Raw genomic sequence first — 21,280 nt, forward strand, 5'->3', positions numbered from 1 at the left:
CACTTTCGGGCGCGACGACCGTGCGCGTACTGCGCACTTTCCGCGGCGCGTCGTGTGCAAACACGCACGCTCGCCGAGATGGGGCTAGCTGACGCCGCTCGCCGAGATGGGGCCAGCTCACGCCGATGCGCGGTAGGCGGCGACGATCGGCTCGAGTTCGTCGGGCGTCGCGCCGTGCATGATGAGCGCGTCGGCGCCGTAGTCGAACTCCTTGCGGATGCGCTCGACGCACTGCTGGGCCGACCCGGTGGCCGACGGCTCCAGCCATTCGTCGGGTATCAGCGTCGCGATGTGCTCGATCTGTTCGGCTGACGCCTTGTGGTCGATTCCGCCGGGAATCGACTGTACGACCTTGTCGTCGCGGAAGCGCTGCAGCACAGCGGGATCCCAGCCGTTCGTCTTGACCAGTAGATCACCATAGCCCTGCAGATAGGTGGCCAGCCGGGCGACTGTCTTCTTCAGTCGCAGCTCCTCGGGCAGATGGTCGCCGACCGTGGCGAAACACGACCACACCCGGACCGCCGACGGATCGCGGCCCGCTTTTTCTGCGGCGTCCTTGACGGTCTTGACCGCGCGCTGCAGCGTCTCCGGAGTGAAGTAGGTGTGCAGGATTACGTCGTCGAACGCCCGACCCCCGAGCGCCAGCGTCTGCGGGCCGAACGCCACGACCGCCAGCCGGATGTCTTCGCGGAAGTCCGGATCCAGGAACAGAACCTGGTACTTGCCGATCGGTCCGTCGTGGTTGAAGATCACCTCGCCCTGCCACAGCCGACGCATGACGTTGGCGAAATCCTCCATCTGCGCGGTCGTGACCGACGGGATCCCGAACGCCGCGTACATCGCCGCGACCCCGCGCCCGATGCCCAGCGTGAAGCGCCCGCCCGAGAGCCGGTGCATCGTCGTCGCCCACGATCCGGTGATCAGCGGGTGCCTGGTGTTGTGATTCGTTGCCGCCGTGGCGATCTGCATGCGCGACGTGACCGCGCACGCCGCGCCGACGAGCGATGACGCCTCCTTGACGTTCCATCGCTCGGAGATGAACGCGGTGCCGAACCCGAGCTCCTCGCCCCGACGGGCCTCGTCCATCAGCGTTGCCGGGCCGTCGCCCCCGGCGCCGGCCAACAAGTAGTAGCCCAGTTCGTCGAGCACAGATTCGGTCACGTCCAGACTCCTTGCTTGTAGCCGCAGTTCCACACCTCGACGATCCTGCCGTCGACCACCCGGAAGACTTCCATACTGCCGATCGTGGTCTGCGTCCCGTCCTTCATCTTGATCGGGGACTGGTAGACGATCGCGACGTGCTCCCCGTCATCACCGGCCACCACCAGGTTGAGGTCGAACCGGATGCTCTCCGACACATTCCACATGTCCACCACCCGAGCCACCGCCTGTTCATGGGTCAAGACATGCGCCGGCTCACCGACCTCGTGACGAATCACCGTCTCGCCCAACAGCTCGTCGGCCAGTCCAAAGTCCGCCTTGTTCCACGCCACCAGGTTGTACAGCTCCACCACCTCACGCGCGGACCGGCTCATCAGAACACCTCCAGAGCGCCGATGGCGTCGATCGCGGCCACCGCACGGTCGGTCAGCGTCAGGCACAGGCGGCGGGACCGTTCCGGCAGCGCATCCCACCCGTTGAGCGTGATGACCGGCAACACCATCAGATAGACGGCCGCAAAACGATAGTGCCGCCACGCCTCGTCGAATCCGTACGAGGCGCCGTGCGCGGCGACGTGCTCGAGATACTCACGCAGCAGCACCTCGTCGTGACCTTCGCGCACCGCAGTCGGCAGGCCCTGGGTGACGAGGTAGGCCACGTCGGCCGCACCGGCGCCGCGGGCAGCGAACTGGAAGTCCACCACCTTCATCGCGTCACCCGAGAAGAAGAGGTTGTCGGCCCGGATATCCCCGTGCAGCAACATGTCCCGTTCGGCGAGCGCGGGCAGTGCCGCGACCGCGCGTTCGGCGAAATGTTCGGCGAACGCGGCCACCGCCGGCGACACGTTCACCGAGGTGTGCGCGCGGTAGACCTCCCACCCCGGCCCGAACGCCGGCAGCAGCAGGTCCCGCGCGATCGGGGTGTCGATGCTCGGAAACTGCTCCAGCACGGCGGGTTCGCCCGACCACGCGTGCAGACCTGCCAGTTGTCGGATGCAGGTGCGGGCGCGATCCATGGACAGCCCGGCCAGATGGTCGGCGTTGTCCCACTCCGAGAGGTCCTCGAGCAGCAGCACGAAATCGACGCCGCCATCGGCGATGCGGGCGGTATACACCCGCGGTGTGTCCATCGGCGCGCGCCCGGCGACGTCGCGGTAAAAGGACAACTCGCGCCGGTATCCGCCCAGCAACTCCATCGCACCGCGAGCTTCCGACACCGCGGGAAGCTTCGCGATCAGGGTCGGAGGCACCGCGGTTCCGCTCAGGTGCAACCGGTACAGCAGCGACGAGAAGCCGCTGTCCATCGCAATCTGCTCGGCCCGGACATCGTCGACCGTCGCGCCGTCCAGCCCTGCGTCGGCGCGCAGCACCCCGGTCAACCAGGCGGCATCGAGCTCATCGATGCCGCCCGGTACCGCTGCCATACTCGTCGTCATCAACCGACTCCTTCCCTGACTGCCCCGAGAAAGCGTTCCGACGCTCGCTGCACACCGCCCGCGAACAGGTGGCCGACGTGGCTACCCCGATGCCAGTACAGGTCGCCGCCCCACCGCTCGTGCAGTCGCTCTGCCGGTTCCCGTCGCGCCATCTGGTCGTGCCACGCACCGACGATGAGCCGGCGCTCGGGCGGGGCCGTCGGTTCGACCGCCTGATAATCCACGACCGACATCACGCGCTCGACGGGCTCTGACCGCATCAGTTTCACCGTGTCGCGCACCGACGGACCCCACCGCCCCAAGTGTCCGGCGATCATCGCGTTGAGCCCGAAGATCGGCGTGTAGACCGCGACGGCGTCGACATCCTCGAGGTGTGACACCAGACCCGCCACCGGGCTGCCCATCGAAACCCCTGACAACGCAACGGCGCTCGCTTGCGGTCGAAGCCAACGGAGCACCGCCCGCACCTCCGACACCACGCGGATCATGCCCGCCAGGTTGTTCAGCGGGTCCATGTTCGGATAGGTCGGCCACCGCTCACGCCGAACCCCACAGCCCGGCTGCACCGGCAGCGCGATGTTGTATCCGAGCTGCTCCTGCAGCCGACGAGCCCTCGAGAACACCAAATCGATCGGCAGCCCCTGGCCGGCCCCGTGCACCCAAACCAGCCACGGCCGCGGCTCCTCGCCACTGCGACACAGATGCACCACCGCGGTGGCCGGCCCGCCGAATCCCTCGGCGGCCAACGACTCTGGCAGGTGGGGATCGTGTTCGAAGGTCAGTTGCTCGTACCGGGATCTGCCGAACCGGCGCCGGCGGATCGTCTGCGGCTGCAGCTCATCCGGTGCGACGTGGACGCCGGCCATGCCCAATTCGGCCAGCTCGTCGGCCGCGCCGGTACACGACTCGAGCGTGCGCTCCAGTCTGGGCGGGGACGCGGTCAGCGTCATCCCCGTCAGGGCAAGTTCGTCGAGCACTACCTCGCCGAATTGCCGGGCACCCCTGCGGGACAACGGCTTCCAATCGTCGTGTCCGGCGACGGCGGCGTGCGCCCGCGGCATTACGCCTGCGAAGTCCCGACCGATACGGTACGCGCGCTCGGCCGTTCTCATGCCAGCTTGAACCCGGTGTAGCCGGCATCGGCGACCTCGTCACAGCGACGCCGATACTCCGGAATGCCCGCGGTGTAACCCATGTACATCCGCTTCTTGCCGGGCACGTTACCGCCGTTGTACCAGGAGTTGCACGACGGATGGTCGAGCACCGTCGGCGCCACGAGCGATGTCGCGTGGTCGATCCACTCGCGTTGGGCCTCGGGTAGCGCCTCGATGCTCCGATACCCGTGAGCGCTCAGGTAGCCGATGCACTCGCCGATCCAGTCGACGTGCTGTTCGAGGGCTGTCACGTAATTGCTTGCCGGAGCGGGGCTTCCGGGCGCCTGGATGATGAACAGGTTCGGGAAGCCCGCCACCGCGATACCGAGGTAGGCGTATGGCCCCTCGTTCGTCCAGAAGTCTCCGAGTGACATCCCGTCGCGCCCGGTCACCGCGATTCGCGTCATCGCCCCGGTCATCGCGTCGAAGCCGGTGGCGTAGATGATGACGTCGAGATCGTGATCGCCCTGTTCGGTGCGGATTCCGGTCGCGGTGACCTCCACGATCGGTTCCTTGCGCAGGTCCACGAGTGTGACGTTGTCGCGGTTGAACGTCTCGTAATAGCCCTGGTCGATGATGGGGCGTTTACACCCGAACGGGTGTGTCGGGGTCAGCGCCGCTGCGGTCTCCGGATTCTTGACGATGCGCGCCACCGCCTCGCCGTAGAGTTTGGCCGCCATCTGGTTGGCCTCGATGTCGAAGAAGACGTCGCCCCAGCTGAGCGCACCGATGATGCCGCCCTCCTCGACGGCGCGCAGTTGTTCCTCGCGCGATGCGGACTTCAGCGGCGGTTTGGTCATCATTTCGAACATCACCGAGAATGCGCTCAGCCGGGCCGCACCCACCGCGTGTTCTCGTTGCGCCGCGCGGATCTCGGCGTAATTGGCCTTGAGCTCGTCGAGTTCGCCGTCGTCGAACGGGCGGACCTCCCACGGCAGCGTGTAGGCCGGCGATCGCTGGAACACGGTGAGGTGGCCGGCCTGTTGGGCCACGACCGGGATCAGTTGCACACCGGTGGAACCGGTTCCGATCACGCCCACCCGCTTGCCGGTCAGGTCGACATCCTGCTTCGGCCAGCGACTGGTGAACAGCGAGAGCCCCTCGAAGGCGCCCATACCGGGTATCTCCGGTTCCTTCGGGACCGACAGGATCCCCGTCGCCGCGACGACGAACGGTGCCACGAACACCTCCCCGTCTGCCGTCTGCACCTCCCACTCAGAGGCGGCCTCGTCGAACGTCATCGCGGTGACCTCGGTATGGAACCGGATGTCGCGACGGAGATCGAGTCGGTCGGCGACGAAATTCAGGTACGCCTCGATCTCGGGCTGGCGAGGCATCGTCTCGGTCCATACCCACTCCTGCTGGATCTCCTCGGAGAAGCTGTAGGAGTACTCGATGCTCTCGATGTCACAGCGCGCGCCGGGATACCGGTTGAACAGCCATGTGCCCCCGACGTTCTCGGCCTTCTCGAGCACGACGGTGCGCAGCCCCTGCTCCCGCAGTCGATGCAGCGCGTACAGACCGGCGAACCCGGCCCCGACGACGATCGCGTCGAAGCGGGCGGAGTCGGATGTCGTCACAAGTAGGCCCTCACGTCCGGGAAGTGGAGATACTGTAACTATTACAGTATTGCGCCGGACGGCTGGTGGGGTTTCGGAAACACCGCTCCGGTATGGCCCTTCCTGAAACCACTACTGTAAGCTCTTCCATTAGTTCGCCGACTCGGGAGGCTGCCCGGCATGAAAGTACCGTTCACCTGGAAGGTCACCGGCTGGTTCATGATCGGCTGGTCCGCGGAATTCCCCGCGGGCGAGACCCGGCCGCTGCGGTATTTCGGCGAGGATCTGGTGGCCTACCGCGACGAGGCAGGCGACCTGCATGTGCTGTCGGCGCACTGCCGGCACCTCGGTGCGCACATCGGCCACGGCGGCAAGGTCGTCGGCGACTGCGTCGAATGCCCCTTCCACGGTTGGCGGTGGGGGCCCGACGGCACCAACCGCTACATTCCCTACCAGCCCGACCGGCCCAACAAGGCGTTGCGGCTGCGCGTCTTTCCGGTGCGCGAACAATACGGCTGCGTGTTCGCCTGGCATCACCCCGAGGGCGAGCCACCGCGGTGGGAGCTGCCCGATCTGTTCCACAAATTCCCGCAATTCCCGACCGACGAGGACGCGTACTACCGCCCGTACCCGGAGTTTTCGAGTCGCGCGGAACGCGAACCGGTGCATCCGCAGATCGTCGCCGAGAACGGGCCGGACAGCGCGCACTTCCACTACGTGCATCATGCGACGGTCACCCCGAAGTGCCTCAACTGGGAGGTCGTCGACGAGGAGTGGCGGTTCCTGACGGGCTGGCCCGACGCCTCCAGCGACGACCCGGACAAGATGGCGCTCTACATCCACAGCCACCTGTCCGGCCTCGGGTTCGCGATCAGCGCCTTCGAGGGCTCGTCGAACCACCGGCTGATCTTCGCGTGCACGCCGGTCGAGGACGGCTACTCGGACATGTTCTATTCGATCTGGTGGCCACGGCTACCCGGCGACACCTCCGACGTCCCGCCCGAGGAGGTCCGCCAGAAGGTCGAGCGCCAGTTCATGGGGACCGTCTGGGACGACCTGAACATCTGGCGCTACCAGGAGTACATCGAGAACCCGGCGCTGTCTCGCACAGACGCGAAACCGTATATGGCGCTTCGGAAGTGGGCGACGCAGTTCTACGATGTTCCGGCGTCGGTGTGAGACCCGACCTCGCCGAGCTCGCCGCCCCGGGCCACACCGCGATCGTCACGCAGGAATGCCAGGGTGCGGTCGTCGGACCCGACGCAGGACTCAAGGTGCTGGCCGAGGAGGCCCGGCGCGAAGCGGTCCCCAACATCGGGAGGCTGCTGCCGGCGGCCCGCACCGCCGGTGTGACGGTGGTGCACTGCCTGGTCCAGCGGCGGCCCGACGGGCGCGGCGCCAACCACAACGCCAAGATCTTCCGGATGAGCGGTACCGCCGGCGATGCCATCGCGCCCGGCACCCCGGGCGCCGAACTGCTGCCCGAGCTGGGGCCGGAGCCCTCCGACGTCGTGCTGCGGCGCTGGCACGGCATCGGCCCGATGGGCGGCACCGACCTCGACGCCGTGCTGCGCAATCTCGGGGTCTCGACGATCGTCGCCGTCGGAGTGTCGGTCAACGTCGCCATCACCAACCTGGTGATGGACGCCGTCAACGCCGCGTACCGGGTCGTGGTCCCGCGGGATGCGGTGGCCGGAATCCCCACCGACTACTCGAATGCGATCATCGACAACACGTTGTCGCTGCTGGCAACGATCACCACCACCGACGAGTTGATCGACACATGGAAGTAGCCGCGCAGTGACCGACACCGAGAACGACATCCGCGAATTCGCCAGGGTCAAACCGGCTCTGGGATCGCCGGAGATGGGTCGTTTCATCGCGGCGCTGCGCCGGCTGCAGAACATCACGGTGTCCAGCGATCCCGATGCCGCGCTGTGGAACGATTCGGCCGCACTGCTCGAGGAGATGTGCGAACGCCTGGAGGAACACAACGCTCCCGCCGGTGTGGCCCCTGCCGGCCGGGCGCCCAACCTGCCCGGCAACGGCCACCCGCTGATGCCACCGTGGCAGGTCGTGGCGTCGGGACCCGACGAGGTCACGATGCGCGGGCACTTCAGCCGCTTCCACGTCGGGGGCAATGACGCGGTGCACGGTGGCGTGATCCCGCTGTTCTACGACTGGCATTTCGGCATGGTGGTGTCGGCCGCGGGCCGACCCGACAGCCGCACCGCCTACCTGCATGTGGACTACCGGCGGGTGACGCCGATCGAGGCGCCGCTGGAGTCGCGGGCGTGGATCGACGCGGTGGACGGACGCAAACTGTTCGTGAGGGCGGCGATGACGGACGCGGACGGCAACGTACTATCCGAGGCCAACGGTCTGATGATCAAACTGCTTGCCCACCAGCCTTGAAAGGCACGATGTCTGTGACCACACAGTTCACCGTCCCGGCCGCCGCCGACACCGTCGCCGCCGTGATCGGCGACCGCGAGTTCATCGTCCAAGGCGATCGCCGATACACCTATGCCCAGGTCGTCGAACGCGCCAACCGCCTGGCCGCGTTCCTGCACAGCCGCGGGCTCGGTTGTCACGTCGAGCGTTCCGAACTCGCCGGCCATGAGGTGGGCCAGGACCTGCTGGGGATCTACGCCTACAACGGCCCCGAATACGTCGAAGGCATGCTCGGCTCGTGGCGGGCTAGGGTCGCACCGTTCAACGTCAACTACCGGTACGTCAAGAACGAATTGCAGTATCTGCTCAACGATTCGGGCGCCAGCGCACTGCTGTACCACGCGGCGTTCGCGCCGCGCGTCGCCGAGGTGCTGGCGGATCTGCCCAATCTGCGGGTGCTCATCCAGATCGCCGACGACTCGGGTAACGATCTGCTGGACGGCGCCGTCGACTACGAGTCGATCGTCGGCTCGGGCACCCCGGTGCTGCCGCCCATCGAGCCCTCGCCCGACGACCTCTACGTGCTCTACACCGGCGGTACGACGGGCATGCCGAAGGGCGTGCTGTGGCGTCAGCACGACATCTTCATGACCTCGTTCGGGGGCCGCAACATGGCCACGGGCGAGCTGATCACCTCGCTCGACGACATCGCCAAGCGGGTGACGGAGGGTCCGGGCACCAAGATCCTCACCCTGCCGCCGCTCATGCACGGCGCCGCGCAGTGGGCTGCGATGACGGCTCTGACCACAGGGCAGACCATCGTGTTCACGGCGAATCCCGCCAGCCTCGACGTCGACGAGGTCGTGGAGACCATCGAGCGGGAGAAAGTCCTTGTGGTGCAGGTGGTCGGCGATGCGGTCGCACGTCCGCTCGCCGATGCGATCGAGCGCAGTTCGGCCGATCTGTCGTCGCTCGCCGTGATCGCCAACGGCGGGGCGCTGCTCACCCCCACCGCCAAACAACGGCTCATCGACGTCAAACCCGGCCTGATCGTCATGGACGGCGTCGGGTCCTCGGAGACCGGTATCCAGATGAACCACATGTCGGCTCCCGGTGCGGTGTCGACGGGCCAGTTCAACGCCGGTCCCGACACCTTCGTCGCCGCCGAGGATTTCAGCGCGATCCTGCAACCCGGCCACGACGGCATCGGCTGGTTGGCGCAGCGGGGCTATGTGCCGCTTGGCTACAAGGGCGATGCGGACAAGACCGCCAAGACCTTCCCGGTGATCGACGGTGTGCGCTACTCGATTCCGGGTGACCGCGCCCGCCATCAGGCCGACGGGTCGATCGAACTGTTGGGACGCGATTCGGTCACCATCAACTCCGGCGGCGAGAAGATCTTCGCCGAGGAGGTCGAGACCGCGCTGTTGTCGCACCCGGCGGTGGCAGATGTCGTGGTGGCGGGCAGGCCCAGTGACCGGTGGGGCCAGGAGGTGGTCGCGGTCGTCGCGCTCACCGAGGGGGCCAGCGCCGACGCTCAGGAACTCATCGACCACGCCGCGAATTCGATTGCGCGCTACAAACTTCCGAAGGCTGTGGTGTTCCGCCCGGCGATCGAGCGCAGCCCCGCGGGCAAGGCGGACTATCGCTGGGCCCGCGAGCAGGCGATCAGCGCGAACGCCTGATCCGACGCCAGGTCCGGTTGCGGGCCATCCGCAGCCCGAGCGCCGTCGTCGCGCGCAGCGAGGGCGTGAACGGTGGGGCCGCGCGTCCGGTGATGGTGACCGGGAGGTCGGAGCCGACGATCGTGCGGTGGTGGCTGAACGCGTCGAACCCCGCCTTACCGTGGTAGGCGCCCATCCCGCTGCGCCCGACTCCCCCGAACGGCGCTGCCGACGGAATCATCTGCGCGGCGAAGTCATTTCGCGCGACGCCGCCGCTTCGGGTGCTCCGCACGAAGCGCCGAAACTCCGTGTCGTCCGGTCCGTACCAGTATGCGACCAGCGGTGAGGGCCGCTGGTTGATGTAGTCGATCGCCTCGTCGAGATCGCGGTAGGGCCGCACCGAAAGTACGGGGCCGAAGACCTCTTCCGCGGCGATGGCCATCCGGTCGTCGACATCACGCACGAGGGTCGGGGCCATCTTGCGGGTCGCGCGGTCGGGCAGGACCTCGCCGGCCGGTGCGACAGACTCGACGCGCGCGCCCTTCGCCCGCGCATCGTCGACCAGGCCGACCACTCGATCGAAGTTCGCCTCGTTCACCGACGAGCAGTAGTCGTCGTTGTCGACGATTGCCGGAAACATCTGCCGCCACGTCTCTTTGACGATCTCAACAAAGGCGGCCTCACGGTCTCCAGGCACGAAGACGTAGTCGGGACAGACACAGACCTGACCTCCGTTGATCATCCGCGATCGTGCGATGCGGACTGCCGACCGACGCAGGTCCGCGTCGCGCGCAACGACGACCGGGTTCTTACCCCCGAGTTCCAGGGTCACGGGCACCAGGTTCTCGGCGGCCGCCCGCTGCACCAGCGCTCCGACCGACGGCGAGCCGGTGAAGAACAGGTGGTCGAAAGGCAGCGACGAGAACTCGGCCGCGACATCGGGCCCGCCGGTCACCACGTCGAGCTCGGTGACATCGAAGTACCTCGGCGCCAACGACTTCATCAGCTCCGCGGTGCGCGGCGTGATCTCCGACATCTTGATCATCACCCGGTTGCCCGCGGCGAAGGCCGCCGCAGCGGGCAGCACCACCAGGTTCACCGGGAAATTCCACGGCCCGATGATCCCCACCACTCCGAGCGGTGACGGTTCGACCTCGGCCCGAAGACCGAACAACCGGCCGGCCCGCACCAACCGTGCCGCGCGCATCCACTGGGCCACATGCGATCTGGTGTGCTCGATGACCGAGATCATGCCGAGTATCTCGGTGAACAGTGAGCCGGTCCTGGGCCTGGTTCCGTAATCGGCGGCCATGGCGTCGACGAACTCGTCGGCGTTGTCGAGCACGAGCGACAGCAACCGGTCGATGCGATGGCGCCGCTCGGCAGCGCTGGGCGGGCCGTCGGCCAGGAACGCGCTGCGCTGGCGCTCGAGGACGGCTGACATCGCCTCCCGAGGGGTGCTCCGGGCGGCACCGACCTGAATTGTGCTCTCGCTCATCGCACCACCATCTCCGAAAATGATTGTCTGCCGGAACCGAATTGTTTACTGTCGTGCTTACAGTCGGCCATTCGAATGTTACGCCGACGCCACCCGTCCGCGAAGGGAATGCATGAGATGACCGAAAAGCGCAAAGTCGTCGTGGTCGGTGCGGGCTCGGGCATCGGGGCAGCTCTCGCGACGCATTTCCACGACCGCGGCGATCACGTCCTCGCGGTCGACGTCCGCGACCACCGGACCCCCGCCTCCGAATCCGCCCGCTGCGATCTGCGCGATCCGGCAGACATTGGCCGCCTGCTCGACTCGATCGGGGCCGGCTGGGACACCCTGGCGCACGTCGCGGGCGTCCCCGGCACAGCTCCGGCGGCCGACGTGCTCAAGGTCAATTACCTCGGCATGCGACTGGTCGTCGAAGGCATGCTCCCCCGCATGCGCCGTGGCGGGTCGATCGTCGCGGTCGCCTCCACCGCCGCGCTCGGGTGGGACCAGCGCATAGACACCCTGAACGGACTGCTCGAACTCACCGACGCCGACGCCGTCGAGCGCTGGCAGGCCGAGCAGGATCCGGACTACCCGGTGTACAGCACGTCCAAGCAGGCGGCGATCCTGTACGCCAAACGGCTTGCGGGGCCGGCGTGGACGACGTACGGCGTGCGGGTCAACACCGTGAGCCCCGGACCGGTCGAGACACCTATCCTCACCGACTTCGAGCAGACCATGGGCAAAGAGGTCTTGGACATGTGCAAGGCGACTGTCGGGCGTCATGCCTCGGTCGACGACATCGTGCCGGTCATTTCGTTCCTCGGGTCCCCGGAGGCGCGGTGGATCACCGGCCAGGACCTCCAGGTCGACGCCGGCTTCGTCAATTCGATGCTCGCAGGCGCACCCGTGCAGCTGCCACAGCCTGCACCTATCGTCACGTAGACCGATACTGTAAGCTTTACAGTACCCATGCGGGTTACATGTCCGGACCAGACGAGGGAGATCAGCCCGTGGATAGCCCCGTACAGGATGTCACGGTCGACGAGACCTTCGACCTGCTGCGAGACCCCTACCCCTTGTTCGCGCAGAAGCGGCGGGAAACCAGCGGCGTGTTTCGCGGCAGCGTCATGGACTGGTCCCAGGCGCCGGAGGCAATGCCGGAAAACCTCTATTCGGCCGTGTCTTTCGACGCCGTCAACCGGGTCTTCCGCGACGGCAAGGTCTTCAACTCACACATCTACGACAACACCATCGGCCTGTTCATCGGACCGACCATCCTGGCGATGGAGGGCAAGAAGCACTGGGACCACCGCAACCTGGTGTCCTCGGCGTTCAAGTCGAAGTCGTTGGCGCGCTGGGAACCCGAGGTCGTCCGCCCGGTGGTCACCGCGCTGATCGACGAGTTCATCGACGATGGACGTGCCGACCTCGTCCGGGATTTCACGTTCGAGTTCCCGACCCGCGTCATCTCCAAGCTGCTGGGCCTGCCCGAGGAAGACCTGCCGTGGTTCCGCAAACGTGCCGTCGAATTGATCAGCTATCACGTCCGGTACAAGCGCGCATTCGAGGCGTCCGCAGCGCTGAAGGACTACTTTCTGGCGCAGATCGACAAGCGCAGGTCCAAGCCGACCGAGGACATCATCGGCGATCTCGTCACCGCCGAGATCGACGGTGAGAAACTCAGCGACGAGTCCATCTACTCGTTCCTGCGACTGCTGCTGCCCGCCGGCCTGGAGACCACCTACCGATCGTCGGGAAACCTGCTGTATCTCTTGCTCACCCACCCCGAGCAGTTCGCCGCGGTGCAGGCCGACCGCGAACTCATCTCCCCGGCCATCGAAGAAGGCCTGCGGTTCGAGACGCCGTTGACCACCGTGCAGCGCTACGCGACCGAGGAGACCGAACTCGAAGGTGTCACACTCCCCCAGGGTTCGGTGATCGACGTATGCATCGGATCGGCCAACCGCGACGAAAAGCGTTGGGAACGCTCCGAGGAGTTCGACATCTTCCGCAAGCGGATCCCGCACATCTCCTTCGCCGCGGGTGAGCACACCTGCATGGGTCTGCACCTGGCACGCATGGAGACCCGGGTGGCGGTGGAATGCCTGCTGGACCGGCTGACCAACATCGAACTCGTCACCGATGACAACCCCCACATCGCCGGCCAGCCCTTCCGCTCACCCACCGCGCTCCCTGTGACGTTCGGTCCGGTCGGCTGATCCGTGGCCAAAGCCGCGAGCGGCCGTGCCCGCCAGCGCCGTGACCGCGGCTCGATCAGTGCCGAGGAGATTCTCGAGGGCGCACTGCAGGTCGCGCAGGAGGTCTCGATCGAGAACCTGAGCATGCCGCAGCTCGCCAAACACCTCGGCGTCGGCGTCACCAGCATCTACTGGTACTTCCGCCGCAAGGACGATCTTCTCGACGCGATGACCGACCGGGCGTTGGAGCGGTTCGAGTTCACGGTGCCCACCATCTCCGCCTCGAATTGGCGAGAATCGTTGCGCGATCACGCCTTGACCATGCGGAAGCGGTTCCGCGCTGACCCGATCCTCTGCGACCTGGTGCTGATCCGCGGGCAGTTCGGACACCGCGCGATGCACGGTGCGCTGCAGAAACTGGGGCAGCCGATCGGCGCGCTGGTCGAAGCGGGGCTGACGGTCGACCAGGCCGCCGAGACGTACGGCGCGATCTCGGTGCACATCCGGGGTTCGGTGGTTCTCGAGCGACTCCAGGAGCGCACCGAGGGCTTCCCCGCCCAGCGCGACGACGGCGGCCGCTACATCGGGTTCGCCGACGACATCGACTTCGGCTACATCCTCGACAGCATTCTCGATCACGCCGAATCGATCATCGCGGCGGCGTAGCGCCGTTCTTCGGCGCGCGGTAGGCCACGGTCTTCGTCTCGAGGTATTGCTCGAAACCCTCCACGCCGCACTGCCTTCCGACACCGCTGCTCTTGAAGCCGCCGAACGGGGCATCCGCCCCGTAGAACATGCCGCCGTTGACGCCGAACGAACCGGTGCGGATGCGACGGGCGATCGCCATCCCCCGCTCCAGTGAGCGCGACGAAACGGCGCCCGCCAATCCGTATGCGCTGTCGTTGGCGATCCGCACCGCCTCGTCGTCGTCATCGAACGGCAGCACCACCAGCACCGGGCCGAACACCTCCTGCTGGGCGATCGCCGTTTCGTTGCCGACGCCGACGATCACCGTCGGCGCGACGTAGTGGCCGCCGGCGAGATGGTCGGGGAGATTCGCGACGGGCCCACCGCCCGCGGCGATTTCGGCGCCGTCGGCGCGGGCCTGTTCGATCGCGTCGAGGACCCGCGCCTTCTGCGCCGCGCTGATCACCGGCCCCACCAGGGTGTCCGGGCTGACCGGATCGCCCACCGGCACAGCCTGATAGGCGGCGGTGACGGTGGCGACGGCCTCGTCGTAGCGCGACCGGTGCACCAGCATGCGCGTGGTGGCCGCGCACGCCTGTCCCGCGTGTACGCACACCCCCACCGCAGAGCCGACGATCGCCGCGGGCGGGGCGTCGTCGAGCACGATCGACACCGATTTACCGCCGAGTTCCAGGAACATCCGCTTCATCGTGTCGGCGCCCTGACGCATGAGCAGCTTGCCGACGCCGGTCGAGCCGGTGAACGAGATCATGTCGACGCGCGGGTCTGTGCCGAGCAGCCCGGCCACGTCGTTGGACGGGGTGGGCACCACGTTGACGACGCCGGGCGGGATGTCGGTGTGTTCGGCGATGAGCCGGCCGAGCCGGGTGGCGTTCCACGGCGTGTTCGGGTCGGGCTTGAGCACGACGGTGTTTCCCGTCGCGAGCGCGGGGCCGAGCTTGTTGAGGATCACCTCGATCGGGAAGTTGGACGGGGTGATCGCGGCGACGACGCCGACCGGTTCCTTGACCACGTTGCGCACATTGCGCTCACCGAACAGCCCACCGCCGTCGAGCGCGCGCTCCCATCCGAAGTCGAGCATCAGCCGCGCCGGATAACGCAGGCCGTCCGCCAACGGCCAATCAAGTTGTGCGGACTGCGTCGTCATCACCGGACAGCCGACCTCGGCGATCAGCTCCTCGCGCAGATCTTCCTGCTCGGCTTCGATCGCGGCTTGCAGCTGATCGAGGCAGCGCGCGCGCAGGTGTCGGTTGGTGGCCCAGTCGGTGTCGTCGAAGGCGCGGCGGGCGGCCGCGATCGCGCGATCCATGTCCTCGGCCTCGGCGGCGGCCGTGCTTCCCAGCAGACGGCCGGTGGCCGGGCTCAGGTTGTCGAACTGTGCACCGGAGGCCGATGACACGAGTTGCCCGTCGATGAGCATCCGCGATTCGGCGCGTCTCGCGGCGCGCTCGCCGACGTCGATGCTGGTCTCGGTCCGTTCATCGACGTCACTCACCGGCACCTCGTAGACTCTCTTTGCGGGACGACTAACTGTAATGCTTACGGTAAGTTTATTCAACAGCCGGAGCGCCGGATACGAGGGAGCCGATTTGGTCAAGGTCATGGAGGGCGTGCGCGTCCTCGAAGTCGCACAGTTCACGTTCGTCCCCGCAGCGGGGGCGATCCTCGCCGATTGGGGCGCCGACGTCATCAAGGTGGAGCACCCGGTGCGCGGTGACACCCAACGCGGCTTCATCAACATGGGCGGATTCCAACTCGACCCCAACCGCCATCCGCTGATCGAACACCCCAACCGCGGTAAGCGCAGCGTGGGCATCGACGTGTCGACGCCCGAGGGTCAGGAGGTGCTCTACGAGATCGCCAGGACTTCTGATGTCTTCCTCACCAATTACCTTCCCGCACAAAGGCAGAAGAACAAGTTCGACGTCGAACACATCCGCGCCGCGAACCCCGACATCATCTACGCGCGCGGAAGCGCATACGGCGACAAGGGACCCGAGCGCGATACCGGAGGTTTCGACGGCACCGCGTTCTGGACGCGCAGCGGGGTCGGGCACGCCTTGACCCCCGAGGAAATCGGCGGCGCACTGTCGCAGGGCATTCCGGCGTTCGGCGACTCGATCGGCGGGATGAACATCGCAGGCGGGATCTCGGCCGCACTGTTTCACCGGATGCGCACCGGCGAGGCGGTCGAGCTCGACGTTTCGCTGTTGAGCACGGCGTGGTGGGCCGGCGGTGCCAGCATGACACAGGGCATGGAGACCGGCGAGACCATGCGCTCGCTGATGCCGGATGCCGCGGGCCCGAGCGTGAACCCGTTCATGGCCAACTACCTGACCTCCGACGGCGGCACGATCAACTTGTGCATCGTCAGCCCGACCGGATACATCCGCGACGCGTTCGAACATCTGGAACTGCCGGAGCTCGCCGACGACCCCCGTTTCAGCGACGTGATGCCGCTGATCGAAAACGCCGCAGCCGCAGTCGAATTGATTCGAGAGAAGATTCGCAGCAAGCCGTTCGAGTACTGGCGCCAACGGCTGAAGACGATGAAAGGCCAGTGGGCGCCGTTCCAGAGCTTCCTCGATCTGGCCACCGACGAGCAGGCGCTGGCCAACGACATGGTCGTCGAGGTCGAGGCGGCCGACGGCGGTGAGCCTTTCAAGGTCGTCCGCGGCCCGGTGCAGTTCAATCACGAGCCGCTGGAGACGACGCGCGCACCGCAGGCCAGCGAGCACACCGAGCTGGTGCTCATGGACATCGGCATGGACTGGGACCGCATCGAGGCGCTGAAGGAAAAGGGCGCCATCGCGTAGCGTTCTTCTGCGCGAGCGACCGTGTCTGCCCACGGACGCGCCGCGACAGGTGTGCATTTCGCGGTCGCTCGCGGCGAAGCTACGCCCGCTCGACGCGCACGGGTACGCCCGTCAGCCACGCCATGCCCGACAGCGCCTCCACATGGGCGGGGTCGCTGGATGTCAGCTGGTTGACGTTCGCGCCGCCGGCGCGGTTGGCCAACCGCCAACTCCCGGTTCCCTTGTGCCCCCAGCCGTGTGGCACCGCGACGACACCGGGTACGAGGTCCTTCGTCGTCAGCACCGGCACGGTGATGGCGCCGTACGGTGACGCGATCCGCACCTCGTCGCCGTCGACGATGTGCAATTCGGCCGCGTCGTCGACATGTATCAGCGCATGCTGGCGACGGTCGCCGCGCATCAACAGCGGCGAGTTGTGCATCCACGAGTTCTCCGAGCGCGGCTCGCGCAGCCCGATCATCCGCAGCGGATAGCCGTCGGGCAGCACCCGCCGAGACAGCTTGTCGACTTCGTCGGCGATCCCCGGATGGGCCAGCCGAACCCGGCGCGACAGGTAGCCGACGGCCCCGCGCAGCACGCCCGTGCGGATGTGCGGTGCGACCACCACGCCATGCGGATGCTGCTCGGCCAGCCGTCGCAGCGACAGCCCGCCGCGCCGCAGCCCGAACCTGTCGCCGCCCTCCGACATCCGCACCAGGGCGTCCATCATCATCCGCGGCGAAGCCTCAATTCCCAACAGCCGCGCCACCTTCCGCATACCGGAGAACACCGTGAAGGCCGGCACGCGACGGGCCAGCCGCCGGGCCAGGTCCTCGACGATGTCCCACTCCCCGCGGGCCTGACCCACCGGCGCCAACACGGCTTCGGTCGCCTGCCGGAACGGCGTGGCCTGAAACCCCTGGAACGTGTACGGGAAGTCGTCGCGCTCGTACATCGTCGTGACCGGGAGGATGTAGTCGCACTGCGCGCCCGTCTCGGTGACGTAGAAGTCGAGCGCGACCGACAGCTCCAGCTCACCGAACGCCGCCTCGAGTTCCTCACCGTTGGGCACCGACAGCACGGGATTGCCTGCCGAGACGAACAGCGCCCGGATCTGGCGCTCGCCAGGGGTCGTGATCTCCTTGGCCATCAGCGCGGCAGGTTCCGAGCCGATCGCGCTCGGGATTCCGCTGATCCGCGAGCGCTTCCGCCGGTAGGACCGCCGCATCACGGCGCCCATCGCGACGTTCTGCCACTTCTGGCCGACGGTGTGCATGGAGCTGAACACCGAGCCGCCCGGCACGTCGAGGTTGCCGGCCATCAGGTTCACCGCGTCGATCAGGTACGTGGTCAGCGTGCCGTGGGTGCCGACACAGGTGCCGAGCCTGCCGTAGACCGCCGCCCGCGGCGTGGTCACCAGATCGCGGGCCAGTGCGCGGACGCTCTCGGCGTCGATGCCGGTGCGGGCCGCCGTCGACTCCGGAGTGAACGGACCGCACAAATCCCGAAGCCAGTCCACGCCGTCGGCCTTCCGTTTCACCGCGGCCACGTCGACCAGACCCTCGGCGAACATCACCTGGAGCAGGGACAGCAGGAACAACGAGTCGGTATCCGGCACGATGCCGAGCCATTCGAACGCCACGGCGGTCTCGCTGCGCCTCGGGTCGACGATCACCACGCGCCCACCGCGCTTGACGATGTCGTGCATGCGGTCCTTGATCCGCGGCGCGGTGAGGAAACTGCCGTGGGACACAACCGGATTCGCGCCCATTATCACCAGGAGGTCGGTCCGCATGAGGTCCGGAATGGGCACCGAGGTCGGCACACCGTAGAGCAGCTGGCTGGCGATGAGCCTGCTGTTGGTGTCCTGAGAGGATGCGGTGAAGTAGTGGCCGTGACGGCCGAGGCCCTTCATGAACAACAACGCCGCGAAGGTGTGCGCGTAGCTGAAGGCGCCGGGATTGCCCATGTACCAGCCGACCGCACCGGAGCCGTGGCGGCGCAGGATCGCCGACAATCGGGCCGCGATGTCGTCCATCGCCTCGTCCCACGTCACCTCTCCGAAGCCGTACGGCCCGCGGCGCAACGGCCGCGTCACCCGATCCGGATCGTTGACGACCTCGGTGAACGCGATGCCCTTCTGGCAGGCGAAACCGGCGGACAGCGGGTGGTCCTTGTCCGGCCGCAGCGCTACGAGGCGACCGTCCTCGACGGTCGCGATCATCCCGCACAACGGCTCGCAGATCCGGCAGAAGGTCGGCTTGTTCTCGATGACCGGCGCCACGCCGATTACGATACTGTAAGAGTTACAGTTACACGTCGGATCGGCGTTGACCAGAGAGGATCAGGCATGCACGACGTGGCGATCATCGGTGTCGGACTGCATCCGTTCGGCCGCTTCGAAGGCAAGTCCGCGATGGAGATGGGCGTCGACGCGATCTTCGCCGCCGTCGCCGACGCCGGAGTCGAGTGGCGCGACATCCAGTTCGCCACCGGGGGCAGCTGGACGGTGGCCAACCCCGACGCGATCGTCGGCATGGTCGGGCTGTCCGGCATCCCGTTCACCAACGTGTTCAACGCCTGCGCCACCGCGGCCAGCGCCGCGAAGGCCTGCGCCGACGGAATCCGGTTGGGCGACTACGACATCGGCATCGCGATCGGTCTGGACAAACATCCGCGGGGCGCGTTCACCGAAGACCCCGCCCTGGTCGGCATGCCGCGCTGGTACGCCGAGAACGGTCAGTACCTCACCACCCAGTTCTTCGGGATGAAGGCCAACCGCTATCTGCATGAGCACGGCATCTCCCAGCAGACGCTGGCCAAGGTGGCGGCCAAGAACTTCCGCAACGGCGCGCTGAACCCCAACGCGTTTCGCCGCAAGCCCATCCCCGAGGACCAGATCCTCAACTCCACGATGCTGAACTATCCCCTCACGCAGTACATGTTCTGCGCTCCGGACGAGGGTGCGGCCGCCGTTGTGATGTGTCGCGCCGACATCGCCGAGCGCTACACCACCAAACCGGTGTACCTGCGCGCGGTCGAGGTCCGTACCCGTAAGTACGGCGCCTACGAGGTGAACACCACGTTCGCACCCGTCGAGGAGGACGTCGCACCCACCGTCTACGCCGCGAAAGCCGCGTTCGAAAAGGCCGGTGTGGCACCGCAGGACGTGGACGTCATCCAGCTGCAGGACACCGATGCCGGCGCCGAGATCATCCACATGGCCGAGTGCGGTTTCTGCGCCGACGGAGACCAGGAGAAGCTGCTGGCCGACGGGGCCACCGAGATCAACGGATCGCTGCCGATCAACACCGACGGCGGGCTCATCGCCAACGGCGAGCCGATCGGCGCGTCGGGGTTGCGCCAGATCCACGAGTTGGTCCGCCAACTGCGCGGCGAAGCCGGTGATCGCCAGGTGCCCGGCGAGCCGAAGGTCGGCTTCGCGCAGCTCTACGGCGCACCCGGAACCGCCGCCGCGACGATCCTCACGAGGTGACCATGACCCAATTCACCGGGGCGCCGATCTTCGACGCCGACCAGCACATGTACGAGACGGCCGACGCGCTGACCAAGTACCTGCCCGAGAAATTCTCGCGCGCCGTGCAATTCGCGAAGTTCGGCCGGCACACTCGCATCGTCATCAACAACCGCGTCAACGACTTCATCCCGAATCCGACGTTCGAGCGCGTCGCCGCGCCCGGCGCCCACGAGAAGTTCTTCGCCGGCGAGAACACCGAAGGCCTGACGCTGCGCGAGATGCAGGGCCCGGCGATCGAAGCGCCCGCCGCGACGCGCAACCCCGACGACCGCATCGTCGAACTCGACCGCCAAGGCGTCGTCGAAGCGTTGAACTACCCGACCTTGGCCAGCCTCATCGAGCACGCCACCGCCGATGATCCCCAACTCAGCCTCGCGATCATCCACGCCCTCAACCAGTGGATGTGCGAACACTGGACCTTCAACTACCAGAACCGGATCTTCTCCACGCCGATCATCAACCTCTCCGAGGTCGACGGTGCGCAACGCGAACTCGAGTACATCCTCGACAACGGCGCCAAGGTCGCGCTCGTGAAGCCGGGACCGGTTCGAGGACTGCACGGTTGGCGCTCACCGGCGCTGCCCGAGTTCGACCCGTTCTGGCGCGACGTCGAAGCTGCCGGGTTGCCCATCGTGCTGCACGCGAGCTATCCCCCGCTCGACGACTACGTCGGGCAGTGGGAGCCACCGCACACCCAGAACTTCATGGCGCAGAGCGCGTTCCGGTGGATGGTGCTCGGCCACCGCGAGATCGCCGACATGATCACCAGCCTGATCTGCCACGGCACGCTGACGCGCTTCCCAAAGCTGCGAATCGCCAGCGTCGAGAACGGCAGTTCGTGGATCGGACCGCTGTTCAAGGACTTCGACGATCTCTACCGGAAGATGCCACAGAACTTCGGTGAGCATCCGCACGAGGTGTTCCGGCGCAACATCTGGGTGAGCCCGTTCTGGGAGGGTTGTGTATCCGACGTCGTCGAGACGGTCGGCTGGGACCGGGTGCTGTTCGGCTCGGACTACCCGCATCCGGAGGGTCTCGCCGAGCCGAAGGGCTTCTGGAAGTATGCCGAAGGCATGGACGTGCGTCGCACCTACGACTTCATGGGCGACAACGCGCGCCGGTTCATGGGCCTGCCGATCGCCAACCCGGACCCGGACGCCGTCAGACCGCCCGCGCTGTCAAACGCCTGACGAG

Annotated in this window: 18 protein-coding genes; 10 read left to right on the forward strand and 8 right to left on the reverse strand. The window is 66.9% G+C overall.

What is annotated here, in order from left to right; translation table 11 throughout:
• Positions 1-117 precede the first annotated feature (117 nt).
• From RMCN_RS25130 to RMCN_RS25150, 5 genes are read right to left on the reverse strand one after another with little or no spacing between them, the layout of a single operon-like run.
• Positions 118-1,161, reverse strand: a complete 1,044-nt coding sequence (locus RMCN_RS25130; protein WP_067395009.1) for a TIGR03857 family LLM class F420-dependent oxidoreductase — start codon at positions 1,159-1,161, stop codon at positions 118-120.
• Positions 1,158-1,535 carry a nuclear transport factor 2 family protein gene (locus tag RMCN_RS25135; RefSeq protein WP_064414429.1) on the reverse strand — a complete coding sequence of 126 codons (378 nt, stop codon included), beginning with the start codon at positions 1,533-1,535 and terminating at the stop codon, positions 1,158-1,160. Before RMCN_RS25135 ends, RMCN_RS25130 begins: the two co-directional genes overlap by 4 nt.
• Positions 1,535-2,596, reverse strand: coding sequence for a phosphotransferase (locus RMCN_RS25140; protein ID WP_067395012.1), 1,062 nt, complete (start codon positions 2,594-2,596; stop codon positions 1,535-1,537). Before RMCN_RS25140 ends, RMCN_RS25135 begins: the two co-directional genes overlap by 1 nt.
• Positions 2,596-3,708, reverse strand: a complete 1,113-nt coding sequence (locus RMCN_RS25145; protein ID WP_067395015.1) for an esterase — start codon at positions 3,706-3,708, stop codon at positions 2,596-2,598. Before RMCN_RS25145 ends, RMCN_RS25140 begins: the two co-directional genes overlap by 1 nt.
• The gene (locus RMCN_RS25150; RefSeq protein WP_067395018.1) at positions 3,705-5,330 is read right to left on the reverse strand and encodes a flavin-containing monooxygenase; all 1,626 of its coding nucleotides are present in this window, start codon (positions 5,328-5,330) and stop codon (positions 3,705-3,707) included. Before RMCN_RS25150 ends, RMCN_RS25145 begins: the two co-directional genes overlap by 4 nt.
• Positions 5,331-5,489: 159 nt before the next feature.
• On the opposite strand from RMCN_RS25150, the gene RMCN_RS25155 reads away from it, so the two are divergent.
• Genes RMCN_RS25155 through RMCN_RS25170 form a run of 4 tightly spaced genes read left to right on the forward strand, consistent with a single transcriptional unit; the run spans position 5,490 to position 9,388 of the window.
• Complete coding sequence (locus RMCN_RS25155) at positions 5,490-6,488, forward strand: aromatic ring-hydroxylating oxygenase subunit alpha (RefSeq protein ID WP_067395021.1); 999 nt, start codon at positions 5,490-5,492, stop codon at positions 6,486-6,488.
• Positions 6,485-7,102 carry a cysteine hydrolase family protein gene (locus RMCN_RS25160; protein WP_067395024.1) on the forward strand — a complete coding sequence of 206 codons (618 nt, stop codon included), beginning with the start codon at positions 6,485-6,487 and terminating at the stop codon, positions 7,100-7,102. The genes RMCN_RS25155 and RMCN_RS25160 overlap by 4 nt, the downstream gene beginning before the upstream one ends.
• A gap of 7 nt (positions 7,103-7,109) precedes the next feature.
• Complete coding sequence (locus RMCN_RS25165; RefSeq protein ID WP_067395027.1) at positions 7,110-7,724, forward strand: PaaI family thioesterase; 615 nt, start codon at positions 7,110-7,112, stop codon at positions 7,722-7,724.
• 8 nt (positions 7,725-7,732) lie between these two features.
• Positions 7,733-9,388 (forward strand): medium-chain acyl-CoA ligase Mig, encoded by a 1,656-nt coding sequence (locus RMCN_RS25170; protein ID WP_067395030.1) that lies wholly within the window; start codon positions 7,733-7,735, stop codon positions 9,386-9,388.
• On the opposite strand, the gene RMCN_RS25175 is transcribed toward RMCN_RS25170, so the two are convergent.
• Positions 9,372-10,811, reverse strand: a complete 1,440-nt coding sequence (locus RMCN_RS25175; RefSeq protein WP_234787782.1) for a coniferyl aldehyde dehydrogenase — start codon at positions 10,809-10,811, stop codon at positions 9,372-9,374. The two genes, RMCN_RS25170 and RMCN_RS25175, sit on opposite strands and share 17 nt — an antisense overlap.
• A gap of 171 nt (positions 10,812-10,982) precedes the next feature.
• Between RMCN_RS25175 and RMCN_RS25180 the strand changes: the two genes are divergently transcribed.
• The 3 genes from RMCN_RS25180 to RMCN_RS25190 are packed head-to-tail and all read left to right on the forward strand — an operon-like array spanning position 10,983 to position 13,711.
• Positions 10,983-11,789 carry an SDR family oxidoreductase gene (locus RMCN_RS25180; protein ID WP_067395212.1) on the forward strand — a complete coding sequence of 269 codons (807 nt, stop codon included), beginning with the start codon at positions 10,983-10,985 and terminating at the stop codon, positions 11,787-11,789.
• Between the two features lie 38 nt (positions 11,790-11,827).
• A complete protein-coding gene (locus RMCN_RS25185) occupies positions 11,828-13,066 on the forward strand; it encodes a cytochrome P450 (RefSeq protein ID WP_084377745.1) in 1,239 nt (412 codons plus the stop codon).
• 3 nt (positions 13,067-13,069) lie between these two features.
• Complete coding sequence (locus tag RMCN_RS25190; protein WP_064414421.1) at positions 13,070-13,711, forward strand: TetR/AcrR family transcriptional regulator; 642 nt, start codon at positions 13,070-13,072, stop codon at positions 13,709-13,711.
• Here RMCN_RS25190 and RMCN_RS25195 read toward each other — a convergent pair.
• Complete coding sequence (locus RMCN_RS25195) at positions 13,695-15,248, reverse strand: aldehyde dehydrogenase family protein (protein ID WP_067395218.1); 1,554 nt, start codon at positions 15,246-15,248, stop codon at positions 13,695-13,697. The two genes, RMCN_RS25190 and RMCN_RS25195, sit on opposite strands and share 17 nt — an antisense overlap.
• 106 nt (positions 15,249-15,354) lie before the next feature.
• Here RMCN_RS25195 and RMCN_RS25200 point away from each other — a divergent pair, with 106 nt between their 5' ends.
• Entirely contained in the window at positions 15,355-16,569 is a 1,215-nt protein-coding gene (locus RMCN_RS25200; protein ID WP_067395036.1) for a CaiB/BaiF CoA transferase family protein, read from the forward strand.
• A 79-nt stretch (positions 16,570-16,648) separates the two neighbouring features.
• Here RMCN_RS25200 and RMCN_RS25205 read toward each other — a convergent pair whose 3' ends face one another.
• Complete coding sequence (locus tag RMCN_RS25205; RefSeq protein ID WP_067395221.1) at positions 16,649-18,772, reverse strand: molybdopterin-containing oxidoreductase family protein; 2,124 nt, start codon at positions 18,770-18,772, stop codon at positions 16,649-16,651.
• Between the two features lie 126 nt (positions 18,773-18,898).
• On the opposite strand from RMCN_RS25205, the gene RMCN_RS25210 reads away from it, so the two are divergent.
• Both RMCN_RS25210 and RMCN_RS25215 read left to right on the forward strand, forming a co-directional pair.
• Positions 18,899-20,044, forward strand: a complete 1,146-nt coding sequence (locus tag RMCN_RS25210) for a thiolase family protein (protein WP_067395039.1) — start codon at positions 18,899-18,901, stop codon at positions 20,042-20,044.
• A 2-nt stretch (positions 20,045-20,046) separates the two neighbouring features.
• The gene (locus RMCN_RS25215; RefSeq protein WP_067395042.1) at positions 20,047-21,276 is read left to right on the forward strand and encodes an amidohydrolase family protein; all 1,230 of its coding nucleotides are present in this window, start codon (positions 20,047-20,049) and stop codon (positions 21,274-21,276) included.
• Positions 21,277-21,280: the final 4 nt, after the last annotated feature.

The organism is Mycolicibacterium novocastrense (genome assembly GCF_001570485.1).
GTDB lineage: Bacteria > Actinomycetota > Actinomycetes > Mycobacteriales > Mycobacteriaceae > Mycobacterium > Mycobacterium novocastrense.